This is a genomic window from Synechococcus sp. BA-124 BA4 (assembly GCF_034931165.1).
On the sequence record NZ_JAYGIA010000037.1, the window covers coordinates 1 to 16,602 of the forward strand.

The following is a 16,602-nucleotide window of genomic DNA, read 5'->3' on the forward strand; positions in this document are numbered from 1 at the left end:
GCCCAGGTCCGGGCCGGAGTCCCGGCCGACCACCGCCTTCGGGGTGACGCGGAAGCGCCGGGGCCGGCCCAGAGCCGTGGCGACCACGGCGGCACAGATCGGCACCAGGAAGATCCAGCGGTACAGCTCCGGCAGGATCGCGGCGCGGGCATGGCCGCTCAACCAGCGGGTGAGCAGCAGCTGGCTGAACACGAACGGCATGGCGACCGTGAGCAGGGCATCGCCGCTGAACAGGATCGGGGCGATGCCCAGCAGTCCGAGGCTGAGCGGCGTGCAGAGCAGCACCAGCTGGGCCGGGAAGGTGAACCAGTACAGGATGCCTTCGCTGTAGGCGAGCCGCTGCAGGGGGCTGAGACCGGGAATCCGCAGCGGATCGGCCCCCGTGCGCAGGGTCTGCAGGGAACCGCTGCCCCAGCGGCAGCGCTGTCGCGCCATGGCCGCCGCGGTGAAGGGCGCGAGGCCGGCGCTCAGCTTCTCCGAGAGGTAGTGGTTGCGGTAGCCGGCGGCGGTGATCCGGATGCCCGTGGCCAGATCCTCCGATGGCGTGGCCGTCTCGAAGCCACCCACCCGCTCGAGCGCCTCGCGCCGCATCACGAAGGACGTGCCGGCGCAGACCACGGCGTTGAGGTTCTGGCGGGTGGGCTGGATCCAGCGGTAGAAGCTTTCCTCGTCCGGCAGCAGCCAGCGCTCCAGGCTCAGGTTGCGCATCACCGGATCGGCGTTCATGTAGCTCTGGGGGGTCTGCACGAAGCCCACGGTCGGGTCGGCGAACAGGCCGACGGTGCGGCGCAGGAAGGGCCGCAGGGGCACGACGTCGGCGTCGAAGACCGCCACCAGCTCCCCCATGCAGTGGCGCAGGCCGTGGTTGAGGTTGCCGGCCTTGGCATGGGCATGCTCCCGGCGGGCGACATAGTGGCAGCCGAGGCGGTCGCAGAGCTCCGCCAGTTCCGGCCGGTCGCTGTCGTCGAGGAGCCAGACCGTGTGGCTGGGGTAGTCCATGGCCAGGCAGCCCCGCAGGCAGCGCTCCACCAGATCGGCCGGTTCGCCGCAGCTGGGCACGAGCACGTCGACCGTCGGGACGGGTGTGGGGATCGGGCCCGCGGGGGGCGCCGGCCGTTCGGGCAGCAGCGTGAACCAGAGCTGCAGGAAGAATCCGGCCAGCAGCACCAGCTCCGCCGCCAGGGTCAGGATGCTGAGGCTGGCGGCCAGGGGCGTGGCCAGGTTGAGGCTGGCGGTGAAGCGCCAGCCCAGATAACGGGCCCCCAGCAGTGTCAGCAGTAGGACGGCCCAGGGCAGGCGTGTCATCGACCCCGACCGATTGTTAAGCAAATCTAGGCGGTTCCCCCGGGCCGGCGGGATCCGGCCGCCCGATGGCCGATGGCCCATGAAAAAGCCCGGCGTCCAGGATCGCCGGGCTTGGGGTGGAACGGTGATGTTCCTGACGTGGTTCGGGTTGTCTGATGTCGGTGGTGACTCCGGTTGAACGGTCGGTGTGACGGTTGTCGTTCAGAAAGGGTTGACGATCAGAAGGGCTGACGATCGGGTCCTTGGGGACCGTGGATGGGTGATGGGGAGGGAGACGAGGATGCTCCTCCGCCATGGACGCGCCATCAGAGGGTGGTCAGCGGGGCTGGGGGATCCGTGGGAGTCCCCGGGGGTGGGTTTCGGAGTCGGAGCTGCGGAGGGAGGCACCTGGGGCCGAGGCATCCAGGGGCCGGTTTCCATGGACCCGTGGGCACCTGAACGATGCATCGGGTGATCGGCGAACGACCGGGAAACCGTTGGTGGGAACAAGACTGTTGGAGCAGGGGCCTGCCGTCAGCACACTCCTGACATCTGACCGGGCGGGGTGTCTTCCATCGCTGGAGCCTCCTGGTTTCTGGACTCACTCTCATCCCCCCGGGCCGCCCTGGCCATAGGCAATCGTGCGGGTCTTTCCCTCGTCGGGGGATGGGCTTCCTGCTGCCGTCACACGTCGCCGCGCTGGGCCACCAGGGCTTCGTAGGCGCTGCAGAACGCTTCCCCCAGGGAGTCCCGCAGCGGTGCGTCGTGGCGGAAGGCCTCGAGGGCATCGGCGTGACAGGTGGGCAGGGAGGCCGCCCCCGCCGGCGCCTCCACGTAGGTGTTCAGATCGCTGCGGGGGCCGGGGTCGAGCCGCCGTTCGATGCCGTCCAGACCGGCCGCCAGCACCGCCGCCTGGAGCAGATAGGGGTTGGCGGCGCCGTCGCCCAGACGCAACTCGATCCGCTGGTCGTCGGGGATGCGCACCATGTGGGTGCGGTTGTTGCCGCCGTAGCTGATCCAGGAGGGGGACCAGGTGGCGCCGGAGCTGGTGATGGAGCGCGCCAGACGCCGGTAGCTGCCGGCCACCGGATTGGTGAGGGCGCAGAGGGCCGGGGCGTGGGCCAGCAGGCCGGCGAGAAACCGGTAGGCGATCTCCGACAGTCCCTTCTCCCCGGCCGGGTCGTGGAACACGTTGCGCCCCCCCTCGTCCCAGAGGGAGGCGTGCAGGTGGGCGCCGTTGCCGGTGAGGGCCGGGATCGGCTTGGGCTGGAAGCTCACCCGCACCCCGTGGCGTTCCGCCAGGGCGGCCGCCATCACGCGGAAGAAGGCGTGGCGGTCGGCGGTCAGCAGCGATTCGGCATAGGTCCAGTTGAGTTCGAACTGGCCGTTGGCATCCTCGTGATCGGCCTGGTAGGGCCCCCAGCCGAGGCTCTCCATGCCGTCGAGCAGTTCGCTGATCAGCGGGTAGTGGCGCATCAGAGCGAGCTGGTCGTAGCAGGGCTTCGACTGCCGGTCGAGACCATCGGCGATGGCGTCCCGTTCCGGGTCCATCAGGAAGAACTCCGCCTCCACGCCACTGCGGAACTGCAGGCCCAGGGCCGCCGCCCGGGCGATCTGCCGCTGGAGCACCCGCCGGGGCGACTGCTCCAGCACCTGCCCCTCCACCTGCAGATCGGTGGCCACCCAGGCCACGTCCTTCTGCCAGGGGAGCACCATCAGGCTGGTGGGATCGGGGATCGCCAGCACGTCCGGGTCGGCCGGGGTCATGGCGAGCCAGGCGGCGAAACCGGCGAAGCCGGCCCCGGATCGGGCCAGTTCGGCCGCCGCGGCCGCCGGCACCAGCTTGGCCCGCTGCACCCCGAACAGGTCGCAGAAGGAGAAGAGGAAATGGCGGATGCCATGGGTGGCGGCGAAGCGGGCCAGATCGGTCATCGGGGGTGGTGAAGAGGAAGGGGAGCTGGAGGCGGAGGCGATCCGTCAGCGCAGAGCTGTCAGTCGGCGCAGAGGCGTCAGTCGGCGCAGAGCTGATCCACGGCGGCCCGCAGCTGGCGCTGCTCGACCGGCGCGTCGCGGGGATTGCCGGCCCGGTGGCCCAGGTCGGACTCCAGGACCTCGAAATGGGCACCGCGGATCAGGGCGGCCTCGGCCTGGCAGTCGTCGGGAGTGAAGTAGAGGTCGTGGCGGCCGGCGATCACGGCGGTGCGGGCCCGTATCCGGCCCAGGGCCGCGGCCAGCTCGGCATCGGGATCGCCAGCGCCGTCGCCCGTGCCATCGGTGGCGCTGATCCCGGCGGCGGCGGCCACATCGTTCGCCATCCAGACGTCGAGCATGGCCAGCAGGTCATGGGGGTCATGGCGGCGGTAGGCCGGTAACCAGGCCTGTTCCACGTAGGCCTCGACGCTGGCGAAGCCCAGCTGGCGGTGGGCGCCGCGGCGATAGAAGGGCTGGCTGGCGGCCCAGCTGGCGTAGATCAGGGCGAAGGTGCGCAACCCCTGCTCGGGCACCCCCCGGAAGCGGAGCCCATCCCAGTGGGGATCGGCGGTGAGGGCCTGGCGCAGGCTCAGCAGGAACACCCGGTTGTGGGCTGTGGTGCGCGCCGTGCCGCAGACGCAGCAGATGCGCCGGGTCCGCTGCGGCTCCAGCACGGCCCAGTGGTAGGCCTGCTGGGCCCCCATCGACCAGCCGTAGATCAGGGCCGGCTCGGCCACCTGGAAGACCTCTTCCAGCAGCCGGCGCTGGGCGGCCACGTTGTCGCGGTGGTCGACGGGCCAGCGGCCGTCCTCCAGGTCCGGTCCGGCGTTGCTGGGGCTGGAGGAGCGGCCGTTGCCGAACTGGCTCACCAGCACCACGCACCAGCGCTGCGGATCAAGGATCGGTCCCACCACCCAGTCGATGTCCTCGGGCCAGGCGCCGTAGGAGCTCGGGTAGAGCACCAGGTTGGAGCGGTCGCCGGCCAGCGTTCCGTAGACCCGGTAATCGAGCCAGGCGGAGCGAAGGGTTCCCCCGGAAGCGAGGGGAAAGTCCCCGAGCGCGAAACGGCGCGGGATTGCGGGGCTGGGGGGCAAGAGATCGGGATTCAGGGGAGGGCCAGTCGGGCGGGATCGCTCAGGAAGTCGCGGTGCACCGCCAGATAGCCCTGACCGGTGTGCACCAGATGGGGCGCCAGATGGCCATGGGCCTCGGCGAGGGCGTGGAAGGGAACCGAGGGGTAGAGGTGGTGCTCAACGTGGAAGGGCATCTCCCACATCAGCCAGCGCAGGGGCGCCAGCGTCAGGGTGGAGCGGGTGTTGCTGAGGCCGTCGGTGCCTGTGCTGCAGCCGCCGTGCTCGGCCATCAGCACGAAGCGCAGCAGGGGCTGGCCGACGGCCAGCGGCAGCAGCCAGAACCAGAACAGGGCGCCGTTGGCCTGCCAGAGGGAGGCGGCCAGCAGGACGGCGTAGACGGCGACCTGAAGCCGAATCGAGCGGGTGACGGCCGCGGTCGCCTCGGCGGGGATGTAGGGCCTGCCGCCGAAGTCACCGCGCAGGCCGGCGGCATGGCCGCGCAGCTTGCCGGTCCACCAGGGCAGGCCACTGAGCTCGAGCAGATAGCCCCCCAGGGTGCTGGGCGGGTCGTCCTCCAGTTCCGGATCGAGGCCCGGCTGGTGGGTGAAGCGATGGTGCCACTGGTGGTAGCGGCGGTAGTAATCGGCGTTGTAGAAGCTCAGCAGACCGGCCCACCAGGCCACGGTGTCGTTGAGCGCCTTGCTCGCGAAGGCAGTGCGGTGCCCGCACTCGTGCATGGCGCAGAAGCCGAAGGCCAGACCCCAGCCCAGCAGCAGCAGTCCCACCAGCCGCAGGCCCCAGAACGCAGCGGTGGGGAGGGCTGGCGGCATGGGCCATCTCCAGAGGAGGGCGCCCAGGCCCAGCACCGTGAGGTGGAAGGCCAGCCGGCGCCAGCCGGGCCCGTCGCGTCGTTCGTTGAGGCGCGCCAGCAGCGGAGCGGACAGCAGAGGCCCGGCGGTGCGCGGGCCGGCCACCGCTGGGGCGGAGGGTGGGGAGGCGGTCACGAAGGTCGCCGTTGGCCGGCGGAGGGAGAGGATGTCGCTCCACTGTCCCGCTCGGAGTCCGCCGGACACCGTTCGTCACGGACACTTGCTCCGGGTGTGGCGCCCGGTGGGGATGGTTACCCGCCGGGGGCGTGCGGCAGGGAAGAGTGGGATCTGCGTCGTGCCGCTCCGGTGCCTTCCCTGCTGTTTTTCTCCCTCTGGGGCTTCGAGGGGCCCCTCGCCATGGCCCTGGAGACGGCCGGCCGGGGGGGATTCGACGGGGTGGAGCTCAACATCCACCATCCGTCCCTGGTCGGCGACCCGGACGGACGCGCCCGCCTGCTGGAGTCCGGCAGACCCCTGGTGCTGGAGGTGGTCACCGGCGGCGATTACGTGCCGGAGCTGGCCGTCACGCCGGCGCAGCACCTGGCGGAACTGGGCACCCAGCTGAACCGCTGCTCCGAGCTCCACCCCCACCGGGTGACCGTGCTCACCGGCAGCGATGCCTGGCCCCTGGAGCGGCAACGGGTTTTTCTGGCCGAGGCCCAGGCCCTGGCGGCGGCCAGCGGCCTGCCGGTGAGCTTCGAAACCCACCGGTCCCGCTGCCTGGGCATGCCCTGGACGATCGCGCCGCTGCTGGAGGCCGTGCCGGGGCTGCGGCTGACGGCCGACCTGAGCCACTGGTGCGTCGTGGCCGAACGGCTGATGACCCCGGATCTGGAGCCGGTGCAGGCGATGGCCGACCGGGTGGACCACATCCATGCCCGGGTGGGCCATGCCCAGGGTCCCCAGGTGTCCCATCCCTTCGCCCCCGAACATGCCGAGGCGCTTGCCGCCCACCTGGCGTGCTGGCAACTGTTCGCCGAACGGGCGGTGAATCGGGGGGCACCGCCCCCCAGCTTCACACCCGAATTCGGGCCGGACGGCTACCTGCCCACCCTGCCGTTCACGAACCAACCGGTGGCCGATCTGCTGACGATCAACACGGCGATGACGCGGTGGTTGCGCAGTCAGCCGATAGCTGGGAACAGCGATAAGCTATGTTCATCGTGAACAGAGTTACGTCGTGATGAACATGATCGACGCCCCGACCGGCACGCCGTCGGCCAACCGCTCCAGCCAAGGGTCCGATCCCCGCCAGGCCACCCTGGTTGCTTCCCTGCGAGCCCGTTACGCCATCGCCGAGCAGCGCCAGGACGCCGATGCCAAGCGGGCCCTGTTCAAGGAAGCCGCCTACCTGGGCATCCGCCCCGACGCGTACCAGGGCTCCAGCAGCGTCGCGTAGATCGCCTGCTGGTGCAGGATCCGGGCCTCCAGCCGGTGCGGCGGTCCGGTGCGGAAGCCATCCCCGTAGCCCCGCTGCGCCGATTCCACCAGGGCGCGGTCCTCGGCGAGGAAATGGACCATCTCCGCCATCAGCGCCTCCCCTTCGCCCCGGAGTGAGGCAGGCCCCAGCAGCCACACCTGCATCCGGCAGGTGTCCAGCGCTTCGGGCAGGAACTGGATCATCGCCAGCCGTCCGTCCGGCCACACCAGCAGGTGGTTCCACGGCGGCAGGCCGAAGGTGAGGAACTCCCCGTCCGCCTCCGGCGAGGGGGTGGCCAGCACGTTGGCCCAGGTGCCGAAGCGATGGCGGTAGTCGCGCACCGGGCCCTGGAGCCGATGCAGGGTGGTGGGATGGGCGATGGCGACGTGGTAGTCGTCCAGGGTGTTGTCGTGGGCGATCTTCCAGTTGCAGGCCAGTCCCCGCTCGTGGAAGGCCAGGGGCACCAGGGTTTGGGCGAGGGCTTCGGGAGCTTCCTGCAGCGCCAGATCGAGCTGGTCGTCCAGGGGGATCGGGTCGGCCCCCAGGGCCACCCAGATCAGGGAGGCCCGCACCTGGCAGCCGAGGACCTCGAGCGGCCAGGCGCCGCGATCGAACGGGTCGACGAAGTCCCCTTCCCGGGCGGCCGCCAGCAGCGTGCCGCCCAGGTCGTAGGTCCAGCCGTGGTAGGGGCACACCAGCCTGCGGCAGGCCACGCTTCCCTCCTGTGGGGAACGGAAGGCCACCGCCCGGTGGGGACAGCGGTTGCGGAAGGCCCGTACGCGGCCGTCGCTGCCGTGGCATAGCAGCACGGGAAGACCGAGCAGCTCCAGCGCCCGCACATGGCCCAGCGGCAGATCGGCGGCGGCGGCGACGGGGTGCCAGAAGCGGGTGGCGTAGTGCTCGCGCTCGAGGGCGGCGATGGACGGCGAGCCGTAGAGCTCCGTCGGCAGAAAGGCGGCCCGGGTGGCGGTGTCCATGGAACGAACGGTGTGGGCAGGACGGAGTGATCCCTCAGAGCAGGGCGCCATCCAGGCTGCGCAGGCGGCTGGCGAGTTCCTCGCGCAATTCCAGGAAGGGCGGGGACACGCGCAGGTGGCGCAGGTCGGAGCGGTCGAGCTGGACGTCGACGCTGTGGACGATCCTGCCGGGGCGCGGCGCCATGATGTGCACGGTTCCGGCGAGCAGCAGCGCCTCCTCGATGTCGTGGGTGATCAGCAGGGCGGTGAGCCCTGTGCGCTTCCAGAGGTCGTGGAGGAACTCCTGCATCGATTCGCGGATCTGCAGATCCAGCGCCCCGAACGGTTCGTCCAGCAGCAGCACCTTCGGTTCGTTGGCCAGGGCCCGGGCGATGGCCACCCGCTGCTGCATGCCCCCGGAGAGTTCCCGCGGCAGCCGTCGGGCCGCATCCGCGAGCCCGACCACGTCGAGGAAGTAGGCGGTGCGTTCGCGGATCTCCGCCTTGTCCCGACCCTGGAGGGACAGGCCGAAGGCGACGTTCTGGGCCGCTGTGAGCCAGGGGTAGAGGCTGTACTTCTGGAACACCATGCCGCGGTCGGAGCCGGGGCGCTGGACCGGCACGCCATCGAGGTGGATGGTGCCCGCGCTGGGCCGCTCCAGACCGGCGATCAGGCGCATCACAGTGGACTTGCCGGACCCCGAACTGCCGACCAGGGCCATGAACTGGCCCGAGACCAGCTCGAAAGAGATGTTGTCGAGAACGAGCTTGCGATCACGCCCTTCGCCGAAACTCTTGGAAACCTGGGAGACCTGGAGATGCATGGGGTTCAGTTGGCCCAGGAGCAGGCCCGTCGCATCAGAAAGCGGAAACCCAGATCGATCATCAGGCCGATCAGACCGATCACGATCAGGCCGACGAAGATCTCATCGGTGCGCAGGAATCGCTGGGCCAGGCTGATGCGTTTACCCAGGCCCTCATTGGCGGCCACCAGTTCGGCGACGATCACCAGGTTCCAGGCGGAGGCCATGTTGATGCGGTAGGTGTCGAGCACCTGGGGAGCGATGTAGGGGGCCACCACCCGGGTGAGGATCGGCAGGCCCCGGCCCCCCAGGGTGAGGGCCGTTTCCACCAGTTCGGAGGGAACGAACTTCACCGCATCCATGATCATCAGGGCGTTGAAGAAGAAGGTGCCGATGAAGATCAGCATCACTTTCGGGAGTTCCTCAAGGCCGAAATAGATGATCAGCAGCGGGATGAAGGCCGGCGCCGGCATGTAGCGGATCAGCGCCATCAGGGGCTCCAGAAAGTGGCAGATGGTGCGGTTCGTGCCCATGGCGATGCCGATCGGCAGGGCCAGCCCTGCCGAGATCATGAAACCGATGAACACCCGCTTGATGCTGGCCGCCGCATCCGCCACCAGGATGCCCCGCTGGAACTGGTCGGTGCCCGCCATCCACACCGCTCCGGGGCCCGGCAGGAAGAGCTTGTCGACCATGCCGCTGGAGGTGACCAGCCACCACATCAGGAAGACGGTGAGGATGCCAAGCACCCCCAGGACCCAGGGGTGGCTGACGAAGCGGCGCAGGGCGGGGGACCGGGCCATGGTGCTCAACGGGCGTTGTCGACGAACTGGGAATTCAGCAGGTTGGTGAGGTCAGGCTTGGTCTTGGCCAGGCCCGTCTCCACCAGGAAGGCGCTGATCTGTTCGGCGGCAAAGGGAAGCGACAGCATCGTGGTGCCCGGCTTGAAGTTGCTGCGGTTTTCCTCGAGGGTCTGGATGGTGGTGCCGGCGTTGTACTCCTTGAATTCGGCTTCGCTGACTCCGGAGCGCTCCACCAGGATCGGCAGTGTGCCGGCCGGGTCGTCCTTGATTGTCTGCAGCGTGGCGAACCAGGCGTTGACGATCTTCTGGACCTTCTCGGGATTCTTGGCGACGAAGTCCGTGCGGCAGACGAGCAGATCACTGATCGCACCGGGGTGATCCTTGGAGGTGGCCAGGGCCCGGCTGCCGGGGCGCTTCAGGGCCTGGGTGGTGAAGGGGGCATAGACGCCGGCCGCATCCACCTTGCCGGCCGCGAAGGCCGCGGCGGCGGCGCCGGTTTCGAGCGGTACGAAGGTGATGTCCTTGGCGGAGAGACCCGCCTCCTTGAGCACTTTCAGCAGCAGGAAATGGTCGACGGTGCCTTCCTCGGCCGCGACCTTCTTGCCCTTCAGATCGGGGATCGTCTTGATCTCCGCCGCAGCGATGATCTGGTCATTGCCCGTGGAGAAGTCGTTCTGGAGCACCACCTGGAGATCGGCCCCACCCGCCACGGAACTGATCGTGTCGTTGAGGGTCTGGCTGTTGCAGTCCAGCTGGCCGGCGTTGAGGGCGTTGATCGAATCCAGGTACCCGTCGAACCACTGCATGGAGGCCGCCACCCCCTGCTTCTCGAACAACCCCTTGACTTCGGTGACCTTCCAGGGGAACCAGCCCGGCCAGGCGCTGTAGCCGATTTTGACGGGCGCCTCCTGGCTGGCCGGCTGCTGGCAACCCGCCAGCAATCCTCCCCCGAGGGCGGCCATCAGGGCGAGGGCGACGGCCCGGCGTTGACGACGGAAAAAAGTGGCTTTCAACATCACAGGAATCGCGGAATGGAGTGGTGGCTGAGCAGATGGGGAAGGTCGCGTCTTTGGCGCGCTGCCGAATGGATGCCGGACTCGGCTCCGTGGGATTTTGGAGTGAAGGGATCTCGATGGAGAGGCTCAGAAAAACTCCAGATAACGATGCTGTTCCCATTCGGAAACCGCCGAGTGGTAGGACTCCCACTCTTCACGTTTGTAGGAGATAAAGGCGTTGAACATGGCATCACCGAATACACTTTCAGCAAGTGGATCCGCCGCGAAGGCCTCCACCGCTTCCCCGAGGGTTCGGGGCAGCATGTTCAGGCCGCGTTCGGCCCGTTCCGCTGCGCTGAGTGTGTAGGCATTCACCAGGTTGGGGGCGCCGGGATCGCGTTGTTCGCGGATCCCTTCGAGGCCGGCGGCCAGCATCAGCGCCGCACCCAGGTACGGGTTGCAGGAGATGTCGGCCGCCCGGCATTCCACCCGACCACCGGGAGAGGGAATGCGCAGCATGTTGGTGCGGTTGTTGTTGCCGTAGCAGACGAACACCGGTGCCCAGGTGAACCCCGACATGCTCCCCTGGGCCACCAGCCGCTTGTAGCTGTTGACCGTCGGGGCGATCACCGCACAGATGGCGGGGGCGTGGCGGAGCACACCGGCGATGAAGTGCTCCGCCAGCTTGGTGACCTCCCCGGGGGTCGCTTCGGGCGTGGCGAACAGGTTCACCCCGGTCTGAAGGTCCGCCAGGGACATGTTGAAGTGGGCGCCGCTGCCGGTGCGGTCGCCGAAGGGTTTGGGCATGAAGGTCGCCAGCAGACCGTGCCGATGGGCGATCTCCTTGGCCATCAGCTTGAAGAAGGTGAGCCGGTCGGCCATGGTGAGGACGTCGGCGTAGTCGAAGTCGGTCTCGAACTGGCCGGGGCCGTCCTCGTGGTCGAAGGAATAGACCCCCCAGCCCAGGCCGTTCATCGCCTGCACCAACTCGTCCAGCCAGGGCAGGTTGTCGAGCAGGCCGCGCACGTCGTAGGCGGGTTTGTCGAGGGTGTCCCGGTCGCTGAAGGGGACCCAGCCGCCCGCCGCCCCCTTCTTCAGCACGAAGAACTCGGTCTCGATGCCGAGGTTGAAGCGGAAGCCCATGGCGGCGGCCTCCTGGCGTACCCGGCCGAGGATGTGGCGGCTGCAGGCGTCGAAGGGCCGGCCGTGCAGGTGCAGGTCGCTGGCGAACCAGGCCACCTCCGGCTGCCAGGGGAGCACGGTGGCGCTGGCGGGATCGGGAACCGCGGCCACCTCGTCGTCGCTCACCTCCTGGGGAACGCCGTCGAGGGCCGCCCCTGTGAACAGCTCGGAGCCGGCCATCATCTGGCCGAGGTGCTCGAGGGGAACGGCCTTGGCCTTGCTCACCCCGTGCAGGTCGACGAAGCTCGCCAGGGCGTAGCGGACGCCCTTCGCGCGCAGGTCGGCCTGCAGGGCCGTGGTGGCATCGGAGGCGGGATGCTGGTGACTCATCAGGCGTGCAACAGGGCGGGGGAGGACTGAACGGCCTGGCGCTGGGCGTCGAGCCAGTCGTGCCAGGCTTCGAAGCCCTCGCCGGTGGTGGCGGAGAGGCGGAACACGGCGGTGCGGGGGTTCACCTGGCGGATGTGGGCCTCGATCCGCTCCACATCCACCGGCAGGTGGGGCAGCAGATCCACCTTGGTGATCAGCACGCAGTCGGCCTCCCGGAACATCACCGGGTACTTGAGGGGCTTGTCGTCCCCCTCGGTGACGCTCAGGAGCGCCACCTTGCGGTGCTCACCGATGGCGAATTCGGCGGGACAGACCAGGTTGCCCACGTTCTCCACCCAGAGGATGTCGAGGCCGGCGGGATCGAGCCGCTGGCGGAGCAGCTTCAGGCCGCCGCTGACCATGGCGGCATCCAGGTGGCAGGCACGGCCGGTGGTGATCGGCACCACCGGAATCCCCACGGCCTCCAGTCGCTCGGCATCGAGCAGGGTGGTCATGTCGCCTTCCAGCACGGCCATGGCCCAGCGGCTGGCGAGGGCGGCGAGGCTGCGCTCCAGCAGGGAGGTCTTGCCGGCGCCGGGGCTGCTCATCACGTTGAGGCAGAGCAGGTTCCAGGCGTCGAAGTGCTCGCGGTTGTGCTCGGCCCGGTGCTGGTTGGCCGCCAGCAGGTTGATACCGAGGCTGTCTTCAAGGGGCATGTGCATGGCGGATCAGCGGGCGGCGGTGGGACGGGACACGGGGTTGGTCGGTGAGGGGGCGGACTCGAACCCGTAGGCGACCGAGCGGATCCGCAGCTCGCGGCCGCTGACGATCTCCTCCATCGGGTGGTGGCAGCAGGGGGAGCGGAAGCCCTCGGCGGGATCGGGGCTGTAGGTGGCCTGGCAACGGACGCAACGCCCCACCAGGGGCACCGACTCAATCACCAGCTCGGCGCCGTCGAGCCAGCTGCCCTTGACGGCATCGGCCCAGGTGACCACCAGCTGGTCGGGTTCCACGCAGGTGAAGGTGCCCACCTCGAGATGGACCCGATCCACCGCCGGCACCCGGGGAGCGTGCTGCTGCTTCCACTCGTTCATGGACAGCAGCAGGCAGCGCGTCATGTCGACTTCATGCATGGCCTATCTCCAGGCGCGGTCGACCTGCATGTTGCAGTCCTTGGAGAGCCAGGCCGGCACCGACTTGCGGGGCAGCTGGCCGCTCACCACCAGGTGAGCCATGGTGTCGCAGATGACCCGGGTGGCCATCAGGGAGGTCATGTCGCTGACGTCATACGGGGGGGAGACCTCCACCACTTCGAGGCCGCAGACCGGAACGTTGCGGACGATCAGCTCCAGCAGCTTGAGGGCTTCGCGGGGCAGCAGACCGCCGGGCTCGGGCCAGCCGGTGCCCGGCACGAAGCCGGCATCGATGCAGTCGATGTCGAAGGAGATGTAGACGCAGTCGGTGCCGTCGGTGGCCCGCTCGATGGCGTAGGCCGCCGCCGCCTCCAGGCCCATGTCGCAGATGTCGGTGACGGTGAGCACGTTGGTGCCCCGCTCGCGGCAGACCTTCACCCCTTCCCGCGGCACCTGCCAGCCGCCGATGCCCAGCTGCACCAGGTTTTCGGCCGGGGCATTGGCCATGTTGGTCGCATGGAACCACGGCGTGGTGTGCATGCGCTCGTCCAGGTCGGTCTCCTGGGTGTCGACGTGGCGATCGAAGTGGATGATGCCCACCTTCTTGTCGCCGAGGTGGCGGCAGACGCCCCGGACGGTGGGGAAACCGATCGAGTGGTCGCCGCCCAGGATGATCGGGAAGGCCCCGCTGGCGAACACGTGGGCGATGCCCTTGGAGATCTGATCGAAGCTCTTCTCGTTGTTGGCGGGGATGGTGAAGATGTCACCCACGTCGCAGAGGGTGATCTGCTCGCGCAGGTCGACCCCCATCTCGTAGTTGTAAGGGGTGTAGAGGGCCGAGATGCGCCGGATCCCCTGGGGGCCGAAGCGGGTGCCGGGGCGGTAGGTGGTGCCGCTGTCGTGGGGGACGCCCACCACCGCCACGTCGAATTCCCCCACCCGGTTTACGTCCTCGATGTAGGGCGCCTTCATGAAGGTGTTGATGCCCGCGAAGTGGGGCAGCTCCCCGCGGGAGAAGGTGGAGATGCGCCGATCGACGATGCTTTCTGCCGCCTCCAGGCCGTAACGATGGCCCTGGTCGACCTCCTGTTGCCAGCCGGTAAGGGGAAGGGCGGCCTCCTTCTCGAGGGCCCGGGCCCCTTCCGTGCCGGCCGGGGGGCGGCCCCGGCCGAAGGCTTCGGACGCATCGGCCTGGCTGCCGCTGGACGGATCATTCATTCGGACCTCTGGGCACGGTGGGGATGGGGCGGTCTCCCGGGCTTTTGTCCCTCCGTGCCACACACCGGTGAGAACAGGGTTCTCAAGCTCCGGTGGGTGCGCTTCTCTCGGACCAGGCATCCCTCAGGTGCCGGCAATGCCAGGAATGGCAGTGCCAGCCATGGGGGACCGGAACCCTAGAAGCAATATCCGCCTTGGGATCCTGAAGGCCCCCGGACGGGACGGCTGTGACGGTTGCTACGGGATCGGGGCGGTGGCTTCAGGAAGGACAGGGAAGACCGGCCGCCTTGCGGTTGGTCTCGCGGCGCAGCAGCAGAAAGAGATAGTCCGGATCCTTGTACTGGCTCGGCAGGCACTGGTGCAGCTGCTCGAGCCGGTGCCAGCAGACCGTGCGCTGGATCTTCTTGAGGGTCCGACCTTCCCGGACCAGCAGCCGCAGGGCCTTGCAGTACATCGAATAATTGGCCTCCAGTTCACCGATGGTGACTTTCGGGATCGTGACCTTCGGCAGGGACGCTGGAAGCGATCGGGCGGTCATCGGGCATCCTTCGGGGCAGGCCCCGCAGAGATCTCCCCACTGTCGTCCATGGGCGGCCGGGGCGCGCCCCCCATCCGGGGACATTCCCGCCCCGGTCCTCCCATGGACGCAGGGGGCCGCCATGGGGGTTTGCTGACCCTGACGGCACAGGGGGGTGGCGGACCTTCCGATTCAGTTAAGGTTTGGTCAGCAGACGAAGGCCTGACATGTCCGAAGACCATCCCGTGATGAATGCGCTTCTGCAGCAGCTCCGCTCCCTCAATGAGCAGTACAACGATCTGCCCAACGAGCTCAACCGCTACCGCGTCGTCCGCCAGGAGCAGCTGATCGCCCAGTGGGCCCCAGGCGTCAGCGTCGCCGGCTGAGCCCTCCCCCCTGTTGATGCCTCACCCGTGAGGTGATGAACAAGAACCATCCCGTGTACCACTCCCTCGTCGCCAGGCTGGAGAGCCTGCGGGAACAGTACCGGCAGCATCCCAGCGAGCGGAACCGCTACCGGCTGGTGCGCCAGGAACAGCTGATCGCCCAGTGGGTGGCCGCCTCCGATCTGCCGGCGACCGCCTCCTTCCCGCCCATGGGGGTTGCGCCGACAGCGGCGACAACATGAAGAAAATCCCAGGCTTTGCTGTCGGGTACCCATTGCTGCTCCTGGGGTGCCGTTGATCGGCTACTGCAGAGGCAGCACACCCCGCTGCGGCATGGGCAAAAAGGAAAAAGGTGGTCTCAAGGTCAAGACCCTGAAGATCAAGGCCTCGAAGAAGAAGGAATCCGGAGGCAGGCGCAGTTCGGACAGTGTCTCCGGCAACGGCGTCGGCTCCACAGGTGTCTGCGAGTCGGATCTCTACAGGCCCTCGCCGATCTTCGACGACCTCTCCAACCATTCCGAGGGACGTCCCCCCAAGCTGGATCGCAAGTTCTATGAGAAGGAGCTGGCCCGGCTTCAGGTGGAGCTGGTCAAGATGCAGTACTGGGTGAAGCATGTGGGCTACCGCATGATCCTGCTGTTCGAGGGCCGCGACGCCGCCGGCAAGGGCGGCACCATCAAGCGCATCACCGAGCCCCTCAACCCGCGGGGCTGCAACGTGGTGGCCCTCGGTACCCCTTCGGACCAGCAGAAGACCCAGTGGTACTTCCAGCGCTACGTCGAGAATTTCCCCTCCGCTGGGGAGATCGTCCTGTTCGACCGCAGCTGGTACAACCGGGCCGGCGTCGAGAAGGTGATGGGCTTCTGCACGACGGAGCAGGTGGATGAATTCATGCTCTCCTGCCCGGAATTCGAGCGCATGCTGGTGCGCAGCGGCATCACCCTGATTAAGTACTGGTTCTCCGTCAGCGATGACGAGCAGGAGGCCCGATTCCGCTCCCGCCTCGAGGACCCGGCCCGTCGCTGGAAGCTGAGCCCCATGGACCTGGAATCCCGGGACCGCTGGGTGGAGTTCTCCCGGGCCAAGGACGAGATGTTCGCCCATACCAACATTCCGGAGGCTCCCTGGTTCACCGTCGAGGCCAATGACAAGCGCCGGGCCAGGCTCAACTGCATCCGCCACCTGCTCAGCAAGGTCCCCTATGAGGACATGACACCCAAGGCGATCGAATTGCCCCCCCGCAAGAGCGGTGCCGACTACCAGCGTCCGCCGATGAACGAGCAGTTCTTCGTGCCCAACGCCTACCCCTGAGGCCCCTCGCCCAGCCAGCCGCGGCCCCCGAGCAGCTCCAGCCAGATCAGCACCACCAGCCCGTGGATCAGCACGGGCGGCCAGATGGACCCGGTGAGGTCGTAGGCCATCACGCAGGTCAGCCCCAGCAGGCCGGCCAGGAGCAGGAAGCGGCCGTCGTCGAAGAGCTTCCGGCCCTGGCGGTACCAGAGCCGGCCCGCCAGCGGATGCCAGGCGACGAACAGCCCCACGCTCAGGGCCCCCCAGGCGACGGTGGCCGCCAGGCCCAGACCTTCCAGGGGGTGGGGCAGCAGTGCGGCCCGGAACAGGGTCTCCTCGACCAGGGCCGGGGACAGCAGCAGGGCAGGGGCCCGGCGCAGCAGCAGCCATGGCC

The 16,602-nt window shown here is 68.4% G+C and carries 19 protein-coding genes and 1 riboswitch; of the genes, 5 read left to right on the plus strand and 14 right to left on the minus strand.

Annotated features, from left to right (window positions below; all coding sequences use genetic code 11):
- From VB734_RS04955 to VB734_RS04970, 4 genes are all read right to left on the minus strand, one after another.
- Nucleotides 1-1,305: glycosyltransferase (locus VB734_RS04955; RefSeq protein WP_323243005.1), on the minus strand; the 1,305-nt coding region annotated here is incomplete at its 3' end.
- Between the two features lie 663 nt (nt 1,306-1,968).
- Nucleotides 1,969-3,216 carry a type III glutamate--ammonia ligase gene (gene glnT / locus VB734_RS04960; RefSeq protein WP_323243006.1) on the minus strand — a complete coding sequence of 416 codons (1,248 nt, stop codon included), beginning with the start codon at nt 3,214-3,216 and terminating at the stop codon, nt 1,969-1,971.
- A gap of 77 nt (nt 3,217-3,293) precedes the next feature.
- Nucleotides 3,294-4,349, minus strand: coding sequence for an alpha/beta fold hydrolase (locus tag VB734_RS04965; RefSeq protein WP_323243007.1), 1,056 nt, complete (start codon nt 4,347-4,349; stop codon nt 3,294-3,296).
- Nucleotides 4,350-4,360: 11 nt separating this feature from the next.
- Nucleotides 4,361-5,332: a fatty acid desaturase gene (locus tag VB734_RS04970; RefSeq protein ID WP_323243008.1), complete on the minus strand. Its 972-nt coding sequence runs from the start codon at nt 5,330-5,332 to the stop codon at nt 4,361-4,363.
- Nucleotides 5,333-5,503: 171 nt separating this feature from the next.
- On the opposite strand from VB734_RS04970, the gene VB734_RS04975 reads away from it, so the two are divergent.
- On the plus strand, nt 5,504-6,364 hold the full coding sequence (locus VB734_RS04975) for a sugar phosphate isomerase/epimerase (RefSeq protein WP_323243009.1): 861 nt from the start codon (nt 5,504-5,506) through the stop codon (nt 6,362-6,364).
- 22 nt (nt 6,365-6,386) lie between these two features.
- Entirely contained in the window at nt 6,387-6,596 is a 210-nt protein-coding gene (locus tag VB734_RS04980) for a hypothetical protein (RefSeq protein ID WP_323243010.1), read from the plus strand.
- On the opposite strand, the gene VB734_RS04985 is transcribed toward VB734_RS04980, so the two are convergent.
- The 9 genes from VB734_RS04985 to VB734_RS05025 form a co-directional block, all read right to left on the minus strand.
- Nucleotides 6,545-7,594 carry an aromatic ring-hydroxylating oxygenase subunit alpha gene (locus VB734_RS04985; protein WP_323243011.1) on the minus strand — a complete coding sequence of 350 codons (1,050 nt, stop codon included), beginning with the start codon at nt 7,592-7,594 and terminating at the stop codon, nt 6,545-6,547. The genes VB734_RS04980 and VB734_RS04985 overlap by 52 nt on opposite strands.
- Nucleotides 7,595-7,628: 34 nt before the next feature.
- On the minus strand, nt 7,629-8,396 hold the full coding sequence (locus tag VB734_RS04990) for an ABC transporter ATP-binding protein (RefSeq protein ID WP_323243012.1): 768 nt from the start codon (nt 8,394-8,396) through the stop codon (nt 7,629-7,631).
- Between the two features lie 5 nt (nt 8,397-8,401).
- Nucleotides 8,402-9,178: an ABC transporter permease gene (locus VB734_RS04995; protein WP_323243013.1), complete on the minus strand. Its 777-nt coding sequence runs from the start codon at nt 9,176-9,178 to the stop codon at nt 8,402-8,404.
- 5 nt (nt 9,179-9,183) lie between these two features.
- On the minus strand, nt 9,184-10,194 hold the full coding sequence (locus tag VB734_RS05000; protein WP_323243014.1) for an ABC transporter substrate-binding protein: 1,011 nt from the start codon (nt 10,192-10,194) through the stop codon (nt 9,184-9,186).
- Between the two features lie 126 nt (nt 10,195-10,320).
- Nucleotides 10,321-11,685 (minus strand): type III glutamate--ammonia ligase, encoded by a 1,365-nt coding sequence (gene glnT / locus VB734_RS05005; RefSeq protein WP_323243015.1) that lies wholly within the window; start codon nt 11,683-11,685, stop codon nt 10,321-10,323.
- On the minus strand, nt 11,685-12,386 hold the full coding sequence (hypB, locus tag VB734_RS05010) for a hydrogenase nickel incorporation protein HypB (RefSeq protein ID WP_323243016.1): 702 nt from the start codon (nt 12,384-12,386) through the stop codon (nt 11,685-11,687). The genes glnT (VB734_RS05005) and hypB overlap by 1 nt, the downstream gene beginning before the upstream one ends.
- 6 nt (nt 12,387-12,392) lie before the next feature.
- A complete protein-coding gene (locus tag VB734_RS05015; RefSeq protein WP_323243017.1) occupies nt 12,393-12,797 on the minus strand; it encodes a hydrogenase maturation nickel metallochaperone HypA in 405 nt (134 codons plus the stop codon).
- A 3-nt stretch (nt 12,798-12,800) separates the two neighbouring features.
- The gene (speB, locus tag VB734_RS05020; protein WP_323243018.1) at nt 12,801-14,015 is read right to left on the minus strand and encodes an agmatinase; all 1,215 of its coding nucleotides are present in this window, start codon (nt 14,013-14,015) and stop codon (nt 12,801-12,803) included.
- A 31-nt stretch (nt 14,016-14,046) separates the two neighbouring features.
- Nucleotides 14,047-14,206: riboswitch (guanidine-I (ykkC/yxkD leader) on the minus strand.
- Between the two features lie 68 nt (nt 14,207-14,274).
- Nucleotides 14,275-14,553, minus strand: coding sequence for a DUF3136 domain-containing protein (locus tag VB734_RS05025; RefSeq protein ID WP_094584066.1), 279 nt, complete (start codon nt 14,551-14,553; stop codon nt 14,275-14,277).
- Nucleotides 14,554-14,759: 206 nt separating this feature from the next.
- On the opposite strand from VB734_RS05025, the gene VB734_RS05030 reads away from it, so the two are divergent.
- The 3 genes from VB734_RS05030 to ppk2 all read left to right on the plus strand — a co-directional run bounded on the left by VB734_RS05030 (nt 14,760) and on the right by ppk2 (nt 16,229).
- Nucleotides 14,760-14,918: a hypothetical protein gene (locus tag VB734_RS05030; RefSeq protein ID WP_323243019.1), complete on the plus strand. Its 159-nt coding sequence runs from the start codon at nt 14,760-14,762 to the stop codon at nt 14,916-14,918.
- A 35-nt stretch (nt 14,919-14,953) separates the two neighbouring features.
- Nucleotides 14,954-15,160: a hypothetical protein gene (locus tag VB734_RS05035; RefSeq protein ID WP_323243020.1), complete on the plus strand. Its 207-nt coding sequence runs from the start codon at nt 14,954-14,956 to the stop codon at nt 15,158-15,160.
- Between the two features lie 91 nt (nt 15,161-15,251).
- Nucleotides 15,252-16,229: a polyphosphate kinase 2 gene (gene ppk2 / locus VB734_RS05040; RefSeq protein WP_416238037.1), complete on the plus strand. Its 978-nt coding sequence runs from the start codon at nt 15,252-15,254 to the stop codon at nt 16,227-16,229.
- Here the strand turns inward: ppk2 and VB734_RS05045 are convergent.
- The coding region (locus tag VB734_RS05045) for a type II CAAX prenyl endopeptidase Rce1 family protein (protein WP_323243022.1) at nt 16,220-16,602 on the minus strand (383 nt) is incomplete at its 5' end. The genes ppk2 and VB734_RS05045 overlap by 10 nt on opposite strands.

Bases quoted from the DNA above. Each gene is read 5' to 3' on its own strand.
- ppk2 (WP_416238037.1), top strand. From the start codon at position 15,252: ATGGGCAAAAAGGAAAAAGGTGGTCTCAAGGTCAAGACCCTGAAGATC.
- VB734_RS05000 (WP_323243014.1), bottom strand. From the start codon at position 10,194: ATGTTGAAAGCCACTTTTTTCCGTCGTCAACGCCGGGCCGTCGCCCTC.
- VB734_RS04980 (WP_323243010.1), top strand. From the start codon at position 6,387: ATGATCGACGCCCCGACCGGCACGCCGTCGGCCAACCGCTCCAGCCAA.
- VB734_RS04990 (WP_323243012.1), bottom strand. From the start codon at position 8,396: ATGCATCTCCAGGTCTCCCAGGTTTCCAAGAGTTTCGGCGAAGGGCGT.
- VB734_RS05015 (WP_323243017.1), bottom strand. From the start codon at position 12,797: ATGCATGAAGTCGACATGACGCGCTGCCTGCTGCTGTCCATGAACGAG.
- speB (WP_323243018.1), bottom strand. From the start codon at position 14,015: ATGAATGATCCGTCCAGCGGCAGCCAGGCCGATGCGTCCGAAGCCTTC.
- hypB (WP_323243016.1), bottom strand. From the start codon at position 12,386: ATGCACATGCCCCTTGAAGACAGCCTCGGTATCAACCTGCTGGCGGCC.
- VB734_RS05035 (WP_323243020.1), top strand. From the start codon at position 14,954: ATGAACAAGAACCATCCCGTGTACCACTCCCTCGTCGCCAGGCTGGAG.
- glnT (WP_323243006.1), bottom strand. From the start codon at position 3,216: ATGACCGATCTGGCCCGCTTCGCCGCCACCCATGGCATCCGCCATTTC.
- VB734_RS05025 (WP_094584066.1), bottom strand. From the start codon at position 14,553: ATGACCGCCCGATCGCTTCCAGCGTCCCTGCCGAAGGTCACGATCCCG.
- glnT (WP_323243015.1), bottom strand. From the start codon at position 11,685: ATGAGTCACCAGCATCCCGCCTCCGATGCCACCACGGCCCTGCAGGCC.
- VB734_RS04995 (WP_323243013.1), bottom strand. From the start codon at position 9,178: ATGGCCCGGTCCCCCGCCCTGCGCCGCTTCGTCAGCCACCCCTGGGTC.
- VB734_RS04985 (WP_323243011.1), bottom strand. From the start codon at position 7,594: ATGGACACCGCCACCCGGGCCGCCTTTCTGCCGACGGAGCTCTACGGC.
- VB734_RS05030 (WP_323243019.1), top strand. From the start codon at position 14,760: ATGTCCGAAGACCATCCCGTGATGAATGCGCTTCTGCAGCAGCTCCGC.